The organism is Myroides albus, from assembly GCF_024722315.1.
GTDB lineage: Bacteria > Bacteroidota > Bacteroidia > Flavobacteriales > Flavobacteriaceae > Flavobacterium > Flavobacterium album_A.
On the sequence record NZ_CP102754.1, the window covers coordinates 2,139,865 to 2,155,465 of the forward strand.

Annotated in this window: 10 protein-coding genes; 4 read left to right on the forward strand and 6 right to left on the reverse strand. The window is 33.9% G+C overall.

What is annotated here, in order from left to right; all coding sequences use genetic code 11:
* Positions 1 to 2,007 carry a thioredoxin domain-containing protein gene (locus NWE55_RS09780; RefSeq protein WP_155090880.1) on the reverse strand — a complete coding sequence of 669 codons (2,007 nt, stop codon included), beginning with the start codon at positions 2,005 to 2,007 and terminating at the stop codon, positions 1 to 3.
* Between the two features lie 282 nt (positions 2,008 to 2,289).
* On the opposite strand from NWE55_RS09780, the gene NWE55_RS09785 reads away from it, so the two are divergent.
* Positions 2,290 to 4,569, forward strand: coding sequence for an inorganic phosphate transporter (locus tag NWE55_RS09785; protein ID WP_155090879.1), 2,280 nt, complete (start codon positions 2,290 to 2,292; stop codon positions 4,567 to 4,569).
* A gap of 282 nt (positions 4,570 to 4,851) precedes the next feature.
* On the opposite strand, the gene NWE55_RS09790 is transcribed toward NWE55_RS09785, so the two are convergent.
* Positions 4,852 to 5,751, reverse strand: coding sequence for a NifU family protein (locus NWE55_RS09790; protein ID WP_155090878.1), 900 nt, complete (start codon positions 5,749 to 5,751; stop codon positions 4,852 to 4,854).
* 116 nt (positions 5,752 to 5,867) lie between these two features.
* Between NWE55_RS09790 and NWE55_RS09795 the strand changes: the two genes are divergently transcribed.
* Genes NWE55_RS09795 through NWE55_RS09805 form a run of 3 tightly spaced genes read left to right on the forward strand, consistent with a single transcriptional unit; the run spans position 5,868 to position 10,052 of the window.
* Positions 5,868 to 8,474 carry a T9SS type B sorting domain-containing protein gene (locus NWE55_RS09795; RefSeq protein WP_258204039.1) on the forward strand — a complete coding sequence of 869 codons (2,607 nt, stop codon included), beginning with the start codon at positions 5,868 to 5,870 and terminating at the stop codon, positions 8,472 to 8,474.
* Positions 8,475 to 8,480: 6 nt separating this feature from the next.
* Positions 8,481 to 9,488: a PorP/SprF family type IX secretion system membrane protein gene (locus NWE55_RS09800; RefSeq protein WP_155090876.1), complete on the forward strand. Its 1,008-nt coding sequence runs from the start codon at positions 8,481 to 8,483 to the stop codon at positions 9,486 to 9,488.
* Between the two features lie 45 nt (positions 9,489 to 9,533).
* On the forward strand, positions 9,534 to 10,052 hold the full coding sequence (locus NWE55_RS09805) for a gamma carbonic anhydrase family protein (protein WP_155090875.1): 519 nt from the start codon (positions 9,534 to 9,536) through the stop codon (positions 10,050 to 10,052).
* A 205-nt stretch (positions 10,053 to 10,257) separates the two neighbouring features.
* Here NWE55_RS09805 and murI read toward each other — a convergent pair whose 3' ends face one another.
* From murI to bamA, 4 genes are all read right to left on the reverse strand, one after another.
* Entirely contained in the window at positions 10,258 to 11,037 is a 780-nt protein-coding gene (murI, locus tag NWE55_RS09810) for a glutamate racemase (RefSeq protein WP_155090874.1), read from the reverse strand.
* A 64-nt stretch (positions 11,038 to 11,101) separates the two neighbouring features.
* Positions 11,102 to 11,617 (reverse strand): OmpH/Skp family outer membrane protein, encoded by a 516-nt coding sequence (locus NWE55_RS09815; RefSeq protein WP_155090873.1) that lies wholly within the window; start codon positions 11,615 to 11,617, stop codon positions 11,102 to 11,104.
* A 41-nt stretch (positions 11,618 to 11,658) separates the two neighbouring features.
* Positions 11,659 to 12,906, reverse strand: a complete 1,248-nt coding sequence (locus tag NWE55_RS09820) for an OmpH/Skp family outer membrane protein (protein ID WP_155090872.1) — start codon at positions 12,904 to 12,906, stop codon at positions 11,659 to 11,661.
* A 27-nt stretch (positions 12,907 to 12,933) separates the two neighbouring features.
* Entirely contained in the window at positions 12,934 to 15,600 is a 2,667-nt protein-coding gene (gene bamA, locus NWE55_RS09825; protein ID WP_155090871.1) for an outer membrane protein assembly factor BamA, read from the reverse strand.
* Position 15,601 lies beyond the last annotated feature (1 nt).

Sequence of the window (15,601 nt, forward strand, 5' to 3'; positions counted from 1 at the left end):
CTATAATGTGTATTTATCTAAGAAACGATTATCTTCTTCTGGAGCTAAACACGTTAACCCTGTACAAAAATAATATAAAGAATGTGCTTTTTGATTATTGCCTTTGTTTAAATAGGGAATAGTAGTGGTTGAATTAATTGGAAATATAAAGGTTTTCGCAATTGGCTTTTGATTTAATTGTTTGGTTAAGTCTAAAGCTTGTTCAGAAACAATAGTGAGTTCTTGTGGGTTTTCAATATACAAGTTAGAAAGCAACCAATGAGAATAGGCTGAAGGATAGTCAATCTGTGATAGCATTACTTGATTCATTCTCTTTGCAATTGTAGTATAGTGCATGTTTTCAAATAAAACACCAAGTTTTAGTAGGTTCATACACATGATTGCATTAGATGAAGGAATGACATTGTCTTCAGTTTCAAAAATAGGTGTAATAAATTCCTGTCTTTCATTATTCAAGAAGAAAAAGCCATTTGCTTGATCATAGAAAGTATCTAAGCAATAGTCTAAACTGTTCTTTGCTATGCGTAAATATTCTTGGTTAGCCGTATTCTCGAATAAATTAAGGCAAGCTTGAATGAAAAATGCATAATCATCTACATAGGCTTCAATTGACTTTTGACCATTAATAGAGGAATGGTATAGTCGTTCTGTTTCTTGATTAATTAAATTGCTTTGAATATAATTGAAAATGCCAATTGCTTCAGTTAAGTATGAATCCTCATTCAACGCTGTATAACAGTCTAATAACCCCACGATATACATCGCGTTCCAAGCAATAAGAATTTTGTTATCAATACGAGGTAGTTCTCTTTTGTTTCTTGCTGATAATAAGTCTGATTCCCATTTCGTTTTTAGGGCTTGTATTTCGTCAAGAGAAAGCTTGAACTCATTTGCTATATCTGATAAGTGCTGAGTTTGGATGAAGACATAATTGTTGTTTTCCCAATAGCCAAAATTATTAATATTGTAAATAGTAGAAAATACATCGAAGCGTTCAGTGATAATTGTTTGCAATTCTTCTTTAGTCCAAACATAGTACGCTCCCTCTTGTAGCTTTCCTTCTTGGTCAAGGCTATCTGCATCGTAGGCAGAATAATACCCTCCTTGGCTATCTCTCCAATTGTTTTCTATGAAAGATATCGTTTTCTGTATTGTTTCTTTGTATAATACATTATGAGTTCTCTTATAGGCATCTGCATAAACTTGTAATAATTGTGCATTGTCATAAAGCATTTTTTCAAAGTGTGGGATATGCCATTTATAATCAACAGAGTATCTCGAAAAACCACCCTCCACAACATCGAATATTCCACCCCAAGCTATTTTAGTTAAGGTTAAGTCGATATAGTCAATTAGATCCTTGTCTTGTTTTAGTATTCCATATTTTTGAAGAAAAAGTAAGTTTGTTGGCATCATGAACTTAGGAGCTCGATTATACCCTCCAAATTCTAAGTCAAAACTCTTTTTCCAATTGTGTAGTAAACCATCGAAATTAAATCTTGATTGATTATCAAAGGTGGGGGCAGAGCTCAAAAGAGAAATTCCCGTATGCAACTGTTCAGCATATTCCAATACTGTTTGAGGTTTGTCTCTGTAGAGATCATTTAATTGTAAAAGTGAATCAGACCATTTTTCTTTTGTGAAGTATGTACCTCCCCAAATAGGTCTTCCATCAGGCAAACAAACCACATTCAGTGGCCATCCTCCTTGTTGCGTCATCAATTGCACAGCTTTCATATAAAAAGCATCAATGTCAGGCAATTCTTCTCTATCAATTTTTATGGAAATATAGTGATCATTCATGATGGTAGCAACATCTTCATTCTCAAAACTCTCGTGCTCCATGACATGACACCAGTGACAGGTAGAATACCCAATACTTATTATAACGAGTTTATTTTCATCTTTAGCCTTTTGTAGGCTATCGTGATTGTAAGGTAGCCAATAAACGGGATTAGTAGCATGTTGTAGTAAGTATGGGCTTGATTCAAGGTAGAGTTTGTTCATTTTTATATTGTATTGATTAAGTAAAATTAAGGTTATTATTTAGAATTGAGCATAATGATTTTCTCACGTGACAATATCCTATATGAGAAAAGTAATCTTTTTAAGAGCATATATGAGTTGATTACCTTCTTATTCTTGTTTTTAAAGGCGTTAGTATGTTTGAAATCAATATAAAATATAAGTAATTGTTTCAATTTTACAATAAATCATAACATTGACTTAACATAGGTTTTCAGATTTATATAAACCTTTGCGACTCACTATAATTAAATATTAAGATTAATGGAACAGATTTTTATTGTAATGCTTATTGCTTTAGCAGTTTTAGCTATTATTGATATTACTGTAGGGGTTAGTAACGATGCTGTGAATTTTTTGAACTCAGCTATTGGTTCTAAAGCTGTTACTTTTAAAACGATTATGATAGTTGCTTCCTTAGGTATTTTAGTAGGAGCACTATTTTCAAGTGGGATGATGGAGATAGCCCGTAGTGGAATCTTTGTACCCAAGATGTTTTCTTTTAATGATGTCATGATCATCTTCCTCGCCGTAATGATTACGGATGTTTTGTTATTGGATGTTTTTAACTCATTAGGTCTTCCTACTTCTACAACAGTTTCGATTGTTTTTGAATTATTAGGAGCTGCGGTGTGTTTAGGTGTAATTAAGATCGTAAACAGCGGAGATGGATGGGATACACTTCCTGAGTATATTAATACGGCAAAGGCTACCGAAATTGTCGTAGGTATTCTAATGTCTGTAATACTTTCTTTTACCATAGGTACGGTTGTGCAGTATCTTTCTCGTTTAGTTTTTACTTTTGATATTGACAAGAAATTAAAGACGTATGGAGGAATATTTGGTGGTATTGCAATTACTGCGATTACTTTCTTTATTTTAATTAAGGGATTAAAAGGGGCAAGTTTCTTAACAAAAGAAACAAGCACTTGGATTAACGAGAATCAGATGACAATTGTCTTAATTAGTTTTGTCGTTTGGACTTTTATTTCTCAATTACTTGTAAGTGTATTCAAGGTACATATACTTAGAGTGATTATCGTTATTGGAACTTTTGCTTTAGCCTTAGCATTCGCGGGTAATGACTTAGTAAACTTTATCGGTGTGCCTATTGCAGCATTTCAATCATTTGGCTTTTTCCAGGCATCAGGACAAGCTCCTGAATCATTTATGATGGGAGTTTTAGCAGAAGAAAGTGTAGTCGCTCCATTCTACTTTTTGTTAATTGCAGGTGCAATTATGGTTATAACACTTTGGACATCTAAAAAAGCTAAAGCTGTGATTGAAACAGAGATGAACTTGGCAAGACAAGATACAGGTACATCTGAAGAAAAGTTTGATTCTAATATATTGTCTAGAACAATTGTTAGAGGAACGGTTTTGATAGGAGCAGCTATTGACTATGTGCTTCCAAAATCACTTCAATTAAAGTTAGATAAGCGATTTGAAAAGCCTTCAGTTATAGTTAAGCGAGCAGCAAAGGATGAGCCTGCATTTGATATGGTCCGTGCTTCTGTGAATTTGATGGTTGCGAGTATATTGATTTCTATAGGTACTTCTATGAAGTTACCACTTTCAACAACGTATGTTACTTTTATGGTTGCGATGGGTACATCTTTTGCCGATAGAGCTTGGGATAGAGATTCGGCTGTATATAGAGTAGCTGGAGTGTTTAATGTAATTGGTGGATGGTTTGTAACGGCTATTGTAGCTTTTGTTGCAGCTTTTATTACAGCTTATATTTTGCGTATAGGAGAGATATATGCTTTAGTAGGAATGTTAATTTTAGTTGGTATATTACTTTATAGAAGTAATAAAATTCACCAGAAAAAAGAGAAAGAAAAAGAGTTGCAAAACTCTCAATTGAATAGAGTAGATATCGTAAATATTCAAGGTGTTGCATCAGAGAGTTCTACTCAAATTGCAAATGTATTAACTCGTGTAAATGAACTTTATACAACTGTTATTGATTCAATCGCTCTACAAGATATTACTGAATTAAAGAAGAGTAAAAAGAAATTAAAGAAATTAGAGAAGGAAGTAGATAATCTGAGAGGTAATGTTTATTTCTTTATTAAGAACTTAGATGATACTTCGGTTGGAGCAAGTAAGTTTTACGTAGTGACTTTAGGTTATTTACAAGAAATGATAAAAGCAGTTAGCTTTATTGCACAAAATAGCTACACACACGTAGATAATAATCACAAGAAATTGAAGTTTAATCAGATTAGAGATTTAAAACTGATTGATCAAAAATTACAGGTATTATTTGACAAAATAATTGTGCTATTCACTGAAGAGAGATTTTCTGAAATTGAAGATATACTTAATGATAAAGAAGAGTTAATCTCGTCAGTAGATAAGTTAATTCAAAAACAAATCATTCGTATTCGTACAACGGAAACAAGTGCTAAAAACAGTAAATTGTATTTTTCGATTTTATTTGAATCAGATGATTTAATTAAAGCTACGATTGGATTATTAGAATTGTTTAAGAATTTTGATGTGGATGTTAAGAGGAAATCATTCATTAGAATGAGTTAATCTTTATATTAATTAAAGTGAAAGGGAGGTTGTTTAAACAACCTCTTTTTTTTATGTATAATCCTGTCTCCACAATAGTCAAATACTACAAAGCAGTTCTACTTGATCTTTCTTTCATTAGTTCTAAAACCATACTATGGTAAGTTTAATTTACTAAATCAGAGTTATTTAGTATAATTCCTTTTCGTTTATATGTCTATTGCCTAATCAGGGTTTAATTTTGAGGATAAAAAAAGGGATTATGTTTTACATAATCCCTTTCCATATTTACTTTATTTATCATTAACCATTATAAGCTTCCACTATAATAGCTTCGTCATTAAGCATATGTCTTAGCATTCCTTCAATTCCATTTTTAAGTGTAAAAGTAGAAGAAGGACAACCACTACAAGCACCTTGTAATACAACGTGTACTGTATTGGTTTCTTGATCGTATTTTTGAAAAGCAATATTACCTCCATCAGCTTGTACTGCAGGCTTAACATTCTCCTCTAAAATATTTACAATGCGCTGTGATTTTTCATCCAGGGAATCAAAGTGTTTATCAGCTTCAGCTTCGAGTGCTTTAACATCATTTAAAAGAGCTTCTTCAACAGCTAAGTTGCCGTTTTCTAAGAACTCTTTTATGAATCCTCTTGTCGGATTGATGAACTCATTCCAATCATAAGCATCGAATTTAGAGATTGAAATATAGTTCTCATCGATGAATACTTCTTTTACAAAAGATTGTTTAAATAATTCTTTTGCAAGCGGTGAAGATGTTGCTTCATCTATATTTTTATATTCAACGTGTTTTTTTGTTAATAATTTATTGGCAACGAACTTAATTACTGAAGGATTTGGTGTTGATTCAGCATATATTGTAATTGGTTGCTTTTTTATTTCTTTTTTAGATTCAATTAGTATTTTCTTACCTTTAGCAAGGAATAAGTCTATTTGATCAGCCACGGTTTCTTTCACATCATCCCATTCAACTATTGAAAATTTTTCAATAGCGATAAAATTATTTGAGATATAAACCGTTTTAACAAAAGGAAGATAGAATAATTCGCGTGCAAGAGGAGAATTTGCAGTCTCATCTATGTTCTTGAATTCGAAGTTTTCGCCCTTCGTAATGAAATCTGGTAAAACAAATTTTATAATTGTAGGGTTTGACGTATTTTGAATTTGTATTTTTGACATATTATTTTAGTTTTTTCAAAATTAACAAAGAATATTACTAAGTGTCACGAATATAGATTATTTAAACATATAATTAACAAATAAGTAAGCAGTAATAATTTTAATATAGCAGTAAAATGAGCAAAAGGTTCTGGCTTTTATTTTTTGTTCTTTCCGTTTTCATCACTACAGAGAGTGTACAAGGAAGAACAAATTCTATTGATTATGTAAGTAAAGAAAGTATTGCTACCCTTGCAGATGAGCAAGAGCAACCAAATCCTGAAGTTAAGTTTGGGAAACCATTTAATATAGAACAGTGCGTGCCTGGGTTAGATGCAAACAATAAGATTGTTTCTAATAAAATGGTTATCTATTTAGGTGAGGCACTAAAAGATAAAGCCACAGGTAGCGAAGTTGATGCTACTGGAAATGCTATAGTTCCTCGTGGGTACAAATATAGCTTTCACGAAACACGTGATTCTGCTGAGAGTGGAACAGGTGCTATTGCAAATGATAAATTAGAGATAGCGAATCCTGCAGCTCATGACAAGACATTGTATTTGCGTGTTTTTCCTGTAACAGGTGAAGGAGATGCTCATGTGGAAGAATTTATTTTGTCTATCAAAGATCAAGGATGTAATTTAGAACACCGTTTAGTAAAGTTACCTGATATGTACACTTGTGCTGTTGATGGTAAAGGAACTTTTGATCTTTCAAATGCAAGTAACGATTTGTATTATGGTCAAAAAGAGGTTGAGCTTTCTGTTAATGGTTCTAAATTAGTAGGTCCATTGAATAATTATGAAGCAGCTGATAAGACTGTTGTTACTGCTCAAATTAAATTATTTGGAACAAATGACGTTGCGTCGAGAACTTTTACACTTTTTGCTGAGTCTTTTGCATTGAATCCCAATGATGCAAGTTTAACTGCGAACCAAAGTAAAGAAGATAAGGATGGGAAGCGCTTTGGTATTTTTGATTTGAACTCGGCTAAGTCTCAAATCATTCCAGAGAACGATGAGGTTGACTTCTATTCTATAAGCTTTCACCTAACAGAATCTGATGCAAAAGGTGGAGTAAATTCTATACCAAAGCCCGAAGAATTTGAAGCTGCTGATGGCAGTGTTGTTTACACTCGTGTAGAAAGTAAATTAACGAGAAAAAACTGTGTTGTATCAGGTAAGAAAGTAACGCTTAAAGTAACGGAGAAACCTTATATACCTGCATTAGATAATGTGTCTTATTGTGATAACAATGTCACTTCTTTTCGTTTATCTCTAACAGAGCAAACTATTATTATTGCTGATGGAAGAACGATAGTAACAGAGGAAGAGGCTAACGAAGAAGGTTTTGATCCAACGGATAAATTTACTATAGACTTTTTTAATTCTAAAGAAGATGCAGAGAACAATCAGAATAAGATTGTAGGTGTTGAATTGGAAGTTAAAATTAATGAAGCAAGACAGATATGGACAAGAATTACAGATTTAACAACCCAAAGTTTTAACACTGCTTCTTTCTATGCTTCTATTGGATATAGTAAATTAAAAACGGAACACAGTACAGACAGAACAGCAAGATATTGTCAGATTGATACGGGAACAACAAATTCGTATACCGTAGATCTTAGAAATAACGATAGTTTCTATATCGGTAAATTAAGAACAGATCAGTTTGGTCCAAGTTTAAATCCTGAAGGAGCAAAGTTGACAGTGTACTATTATAAGACAGAAGAAGATGCTAAGAACGATATTCGCATGGATGAGAGTTTAGTTCGCAACTACCCTATAGGTATGGGAGAAAAATCTGATCTTATTTATGCTCGAGTAGCAATGCAGAAAGAATTTGACTGTCCATTGGCTGAGAATTACAGTTCTTTTTATGCTAGTTTGGGAACTACGCCTGTGGTAGAGTATTATCCAGAGGATGCAACACTACAATTATGTGCTGATTCTCAAACAGGCACTATTACGCCTATTGTATTGGGTGTTACTTCAAAAGATTTAAAAGGAAGACCTTTGTCTTTAGTATGGATGAAAAAAGTGTATGACTCAAATAATAACGCTTCTTGGAAAACGCTTCAAGTTGGTGAGAAATTAACTTACGAGGCTGTAGAAGCAGGAGAGTATACTGTTAGTGTTAGTTTCAAGAACGAGCCTTATCCAAACACTGAATCTTGTACGGTTGGTAGATCGTGGATTATTAAGGATTTGATAGAGGTATTTGTTGAGAATGCTGATGCTACTGGTATGGTAAACTCATTGGATATTGATGAGTTTGGAAATGCTGATGTCGTGATCGGATCAAAAGGAGGACTTTCTGGAAATTATGAGTATGCAATTGATAGAGGAGGATTCCAAATGAACAACAGATTTATGAATGTGCCTATTGGCAATCATACAGCTTGGGTTCGCGATGTTGCTTCTGGTTGTATGGCTTTTGTAGATTTTTCTGTTTTTGGTTATCCAAAGTATTTTACTCCTAATGGAGATGGATATAATGATGTTTGGAATATTCCTGGTTTAAAAGGACACCCTGAAGCAAGGATTGCTATTTTTGATCGTTATGGAAAATTACTAAAACAAATGAGTGCTCAAGGTGAAGGTTGGGATGGTACATTTAATGGTAAACCTATGCCTTCAACAGATTATTGGTTTACAGTTGAATTTACAAATGATACTCCAGGCAAAGATGGAGATGGTCAAAAAGTTAGTTATAAAGGGCATTTCTCTTTAAAAAGATAATTTGTTATGAAGAAGATATTTAGAAAAAGTTACCTGGTTATTATATTATTAGTATCTCAATTAGGTTCTGCACAAGAAGGTATGTCAGTTTATTCAGAATATTTGGCTGATAACTATTATCTTTTACACCCTGCAATGGCAGGAATCAAAAATAGCCTACAGGTGAGAATGTCTACAAGACAACAATGGAGTGGAGTAGACGATGCTCCTAAATTAATGACATTGAATGCAAGTACTCGTCTTAATGATCAATCTGCTATTGGAGCTGTATTTTTTAATGATAAGAATGGTTATCATTCTCAAACAGGATTCAAGGGGACTTATGCTTACCATATTACTTTTAGTGAGTCGCGTTATGATTTACACCAATTATCTTTTGGTTTAAGTGCGGGGTTTGCGAGAACATCTTTAGATGAAAGTGAGTTTGGTGGTTTTGATCCTAATATTGATGGAACCTCAAGTATTAAAGACTCTTACTTTACAATGGATGTGGGAGCAGCTTATCACTATAAGAATTTCTTCTCAATGCTGACCGTGAAAAATGCCATTACGAGCAAGTCAAATCTGTATTCAGATGCAGAGAGTAATAATTTGCGCAAGTATTTATTAGGAGCAGGCTATGCTTTTGGAAATACGAAGTATGGAGAAGGTTGGATATACGAACCTTCTACCTTGATTCAATATACGGAGGAGTTAGAAGAGATAGCGATGGACATCAATATGAAAGTGTACAGACAATTTGAGTTTGGTCGTATTTGGGCTGGAGTTTCTTACCGTACGAATTTTAATGGGGCTGATTATGAAAAACAGGGACAAATCAAAACGCAAAGACTTCAGTATTTTACTCCATTAATTGGGGGAAATTATAAGAATCTATCTTTTTCATACGCTTACTCACAACCAACAGGCGATGTTAAGTTTACAAATAGTGGGTTTCACCAGTTTACAATTGGGATTAACTTATTTCCAAAAAGAGTTAGTTTAGATTGTAACTGTCCTACAGTGAAAGATTAAATAAAAAATCCCGATATTTATCGGGATTTTTTATTTGGTATAATTATGATTATAAAAGCTGTACGCGGAAAAGCTCCTCGCATTCCAGAGGATTGTTTTGTTGCTGAGAATGCTACTATTGTGGGAGATGTTACCTTTGGCACTCAGTGTAGTGTTTGGTTTAATGCGGTGATTCGCGGAGATGTTAACTCTATTACGATAGGGAACAAGGTCAACATACAAGATGGCGCGATTGTTCACTGTACTTTTCAAAAGCACCCAACGGTTATTGGCAACAATGTCTCTGTAGGACACAATGCCATGGTGCACGGTTGTGTTATACACGATAACGTATTGGTAGGTATGGGCGCAATAGTAATGGATAATTGCGTAGTCCATAGCAATACGATTATTGCTGCAGGAGCTGTTGTAACTCAGAATACGGTTGTGGAATCTGGTGCAATATACGCTGGTGTACCAGCAAAGAAAGTAAAAGATATTAGTGCGTCAGATTTCGCTGGTGAAGTAGAGCGCATTGCTAATAACTATGTTATGTATTCAAGTTGGTATAAGGAAGAAGAATAGGTATGTATAGTTGAGTCCAAAATCCGCGTTAGCCCAAATATTGTAAAGTAACTCTACATTATAGCTCTTTTAGTAGCTCTAATATCATACTATTGTATGCTTGTATCACTTGTTCAGACCTACTTTGTATAATTATCTTTCGTTTATTGTCTATCGCGTATTTTGGGTTGAGCTAAGTAAACTACTTGACTATTGTTCTTAGCTTTTAGAAATCTTTGTATTCGGCTATGTGCGGATCCGCTAAGAAAGACTGTAATATAGTTGGCTCGATATTAGTATAGAACTTACTATATCCATCTGTTGTTTTGTCAGTTAATAGATTATGCTGTTCAAGCACCTTCTGCGTGTGTTTAGCAACTGCTTTACCAGAATCTATGATCAATATATCTTCCCCTATTATATCTTGAATAAGAGGTTTTAAATAAGGATAATGTGTACATCCCAAAACCAAGGTATCCATTCCTTGCTCCACCATTGGATATAAGTACTCTTTTAATAACATTCTCATTTCCTCCGTATTCGTTTTCCCCGACTCAATTAGGTTAACGAGATTATAGCCTATTTGCTCTATTATTTTTATATTAGGGTATAGTTTTATTTTAGAAGCAAAGAAATCGCTTGTAATCGTCCCTTTCGTTGCTAAAATACCTATTGTAGATGTTTTTGTTAAAGAAGTGGCCGGCTTTATAGCTGGTTCAATGCCTATAATTGGAATAGTAAACATTGATCTAATTTCTGCAACTGCATTAGTGGTTGCAGTATTACAAGCCACAATGATCAACTTGCAATTTTGATTGATCAAGTATTCGACATTTTTTAAGGAAAGTTGAACTATTTCATCTTTGCTCTTTATTCCATAAGGAGCATTGAGTTGATCACCTATGAATATAGTATCTTCATATGGCATAAGTTGTTTTACTTCACGCCAAATTGTTGTTCCGCCAATTCCGGAATCAAATAAGCCTATTGGGTTATTCTTTTGCATATACAAAAATAAAAAAACCACTCTAAAAAAAGAGTGGTTTAATATAAGTTTTGAAAGGAATAAATTATTTAACTCCTAATTCTTTTTTAACGTCATCTAATAAACTTGGTCCATCAGCTACTAATAATCCTCCACCAACAGTTGCGTCCATTACGTAGTCAAATCCTTTAGCTTTAGCTACTTTTTTGATTGCAGCTTGTGCTTTCTCCATGATAGGTTGTAATAGTTGCATTCTCTTTTGCTCTAATTGTTGAGAAGCAGAATTTTGAAATTCTTGGATTTTTTGCTCCATCTCACCAACTTCTTTAGCTCTTTTTTCATTTTCAATTTCTCCTGCAGTTGCAGCTTCAGCTTGATATTTTTGAACTTTAGTTTGGTATTCAGTAATCAATGATTTGAAATTAGCTTCAAATCCTTCTCCCATTTTTTTCAATTCAGCATCTGCACTTTTCATTGCTGGTAATTCACTCATTAAAGCTTGAACGTCGATATGAGCTACTTTAGATTGAGCCATTACAGCAGTTGAACTTACTCCAAAAAACATTGCTGCTGCAATTAATAAAGATTTCATTTTTCTCATGTTACTCGATTTTTTTGATTTATTTTCTATAATTAATGTTCTTATTTTTTGGCTTCTTGTTTTTTATTTTCAATTTCTTGTTGAATTTGAAGCCTTTTTTCTTCTTGTTCTTTTATTCTTCGTTGTCTATTTTCTTCCTGCTGTTTTTTAATTTCTTCTATTTCAGCTTGGCGTTTTTTTCTCTGTTCTTCTTTTTTCTGTCTTGCTTCTTCTATTTTGCGCTCTTGTTCTAATCGTCTTTCCTCTCGGAGTTTTTGAATATCAACAGTTTCTTTCGATTTGCTGTTTTCTTGTGCAGCTTCTCTTCGACTTTGTTGTTCCATTTTGATTAGCTCATCTCGTTCTTCTTTTTGACGTTGAAGTTCAGCTTTTTGTTCTTCAATTTGTTTTTTGCGTTCTTCGAGAGCTTTTTCTTTAGCAATTTGAGCTTCTTCGCGTTGTTTCTCCATTTCGAGTTGCTTTTGTGCGATGATTGCTTTTTGTGCTTCAATGCGTTCAAGCTTTTCTTGTTGTTTTTGTTCAAGTTTAGCTTGTCTTTCTTTCTCTCTTTCTTCTTGTTGGCGACGAATAGCTTCTTTTCTTAAGAAGTTAGGATCGTTTTGTTCTTCCTGTTTTTTCTTTTTCTCCTCTTGTCTAAGTAGTCTGTCTGCCTCCGCTTTTCTTCGTTGTTGTTCTTCGCGTCTTGTTTGACGCAAAGCCATTTCGTCTTCGAGCTTTTCTTCTTTTTCGACTTCTTTGACTTGTTTTTTAGTCATATTTTGTTTGCGCCTTGCAGTAGCCATTCGCTTTAGGACTAAATCACTAATGTCGTGTCTTTTGGTAGCAAGTACCATTGTCGATTCCGTATTTTTGTCAAGAACGTAGTCAAATTTTCTCGCTTCAGTAATATCTTCAACTATGGCAAAAACTTGATCTTGAATTGGTTTAGATAACATTACTTTCTGTGTTATCAAATCTCCTTTAGTTCCAAATCTCTTTTGTTGGTACTCGTATAATTCTTGTTCAAGAATTGAGATTTCCTCCTCTTTTTCTTCAATTAATTCCCTTGTTAAAAGTATGCGTTCTGTCGCAAGATTATCTTTTAGCGTTTGTATTTCTGCCTGTTTTTTATCGGCTTCACTTTTCCACTGTGCTGCTCTTTCATCCAAGGCAGAAGTAGCATCTATATATTCTGGTGTTTGTCCCAAGATATACTCCATATCTATGTAAGCTATACGGGCACTTCCTCCCTGAGCAAAAATAGATATAGATGTAAATATACAAATTATAGAAGCTAATACAAGTCTCATGTCAATTCAATTTTATTTTGAACTACATTAAAATGATTGTCCAAGGATAAAGTGTGTTTGCCATCCACTTTTTTGTGTTTGTCCAGGTACTGGATCAAATCCATATCCGAAGTCGATTCCCAATAGACCAAACATCGGCATGAAAACGCGAACACCTAATCCAGCTGAACGTTTTAACTCAAATGGCTTATAATTTTTGAATGTATCATAAGAGTTACCTGCTTCAGCAAATGACAATACATATACCGATGCACTCGGTTTTAATGTAATTGGGTATCTTAATTCTAACGTGAATTTGTTGTAAATAGTACCTCCAATTTGTTCTCCTCTTTCATTTAATGGCGTAAGTGTTTGATTTTGGTAACCTCTTAATTGAATTACCTCTCTACCATCTAAAGAGAAGTTTGCCAATCCATCACCTCCAACGTAGAAACGCTCAAATGGAACAATTCCTCTATTGTCGTTATAAGCTCCCATATAACCAAATTCTCCTACAGTTCTCAATACTAACTTGTCGTAGACAGTTGTGTACCAATCTCCTTTGAATTTGATTTTATAATACTCTAACCAGTTAAAGCGTTTTTGGTCAACTTTACTTTGATCTGCAGCAGCATCTCTCCAGTCGTACACTGGTTGACCACTACTGTTGATATAAGTTCCTTCTGGCATAGGCATACCTGTTGAAGGGTCGATTGCTCCAGCTTTTGTTTTAAGTTTGTAGTCTTGTTGATCTTTCAACTTCGTATAGTCTACTTTATTGAATAGCGAATAAGGTGGAGTAAATTTACCACTAATGCTGAATAAAGAACCAAAAGTTGGGAAAATAGGGTCCATACCACGGTTATCACGTCTTAATTCAATTTGGTAAGACAAGTTTCGCGAAGAACCATCACCAAATGTAAATAACCCAGTGTTATAGTTATTCATATCATAGTATTGGAAACTCAAAGTATGAGATAATACAAAATAATCATCAGGTACATTTAGCTGTTTTGCAACCCCAAATGACAATGTTGTAATATTGAATCCTCTACTGCGGTCTGTACGACGGTTGTAGTAGTCATATAGGTTTTGTGTACTATAAGCTACAGTACCGAAGAAACTCACTGGTTTTCTTCCTCCAAACCAAGGCTCTGTAAAGCTCAAACTATAGGTTTGATAGTAGCTACTTCCTTGTAAACGCAAGGCAAGTGACTGACCATCTCCCATTGGGAATGGTTTATATGCTTCTTTCTTAAAGATATTTCTCAATGAGAAGTTATTAAACGAAAGACCTAAGGTTCCGATGAAACCTCCACCACCATATCCTCCTTGAAGCTCAACTTGACTTGATCCTTTTTCTGCAACAACCCAGTTTACATCAACTGTTCCTGCATTAGGATCTGCATTTTGAATATCTGGTACGATTGCTTGCGGGTCAAATATTTGTAATGAAGCCAGCTTACGGATCGTTTCCATCACTAAAGCTTTGCTCCAAGTTTCTCCTGGGCGAGTACGCAAATCACGTTGGATTACGTGATCATGAGTATTGTGGTTTCCTGACATTGTTATGTTGTTGAACTTAGCAATCGGACCTTCCATAATTCTCAATTCAAAATCAATAGTATCATTCGCTGTTTTTACTTCTACTGGAGTAATTTGAGAGAATAAATAACCGGTATTTTGATATAAGTTAGTTAAGTCATTCGCATCAGGATTTGTTTTATCAGCAACACGCTTATCTAATAAGACACCGTTGTACACATCTCCTTTATCGATACCTAATAAATTTCTTAAGTCAGAACTTTTATAAACAGTATTACCAAGGAATCGAATATCACCGAAGTAATATTTGTTCCCTTCTTCAACTTTAATGTCAATAGCAATTCTATTCGTCTTAGGGTCATAGTTTGTAGAATCCATAATCACACGTGCATCACGGTAACCACTTTCTTTATATTTATCTACTAATTTACCTAAGTCATCTTCATATTTAGCAGCGATGAATTTTGAAGGCTTAAATATTCGCAATGGGTTAAAAGGACTACGTTGTTTTGTGTCCTTCATTGCTTTTTTAAGCTTTTTGTCTGTTAATTTCTCATTCCCTTCAAAGTTGATAGCTGAGATACGAACTTTCTTTCCTTTATCTACACCAATAACAAGATCAACTCTTCTATTAGTAGAGTCTGTTGGTATTGTATTAAGGGTAACTTTCGTGTTGTAAAAACCATCCTTCTTGTATTTATTCAATAAGAAGTATTTTGTTGTAGACAAAAAGTTTTCATTAACAATTTTACCTTTCGTTAGTTTGGCTTCTTTAATAAGGGCTTCAGATTTCGACTTTTTATAGCCTTTAATCTTTACGCTATTCAAACGAGGTAACTCGTTTAAACTTAATTCCAAATTAATAGTATCATTTACGACAGATGTTTCATAAATGTTGATATCTGTAAAGAAACCTAAGTTCCATAGCTTTTTTAAAGCGTCAGATATTTCTTCTCCAGGTACTGTTATTTTTTGTCCTTTACTCAGTCCAGTAAAAGTTATAACTGTTTGTGGGTTATAATTGTATTTTCCAGTAACTTTTATATCTCCTAAAGTGTAATTTTTGGGAGCGTCGTAAGTAGGAATGTTTATACCGTCTTGTGCTTGTGCGTTTGCATATAGAAGTCCAGCAATAAACAGTGCAAAAAGAGAGGTTCCTTTTTGAAACATT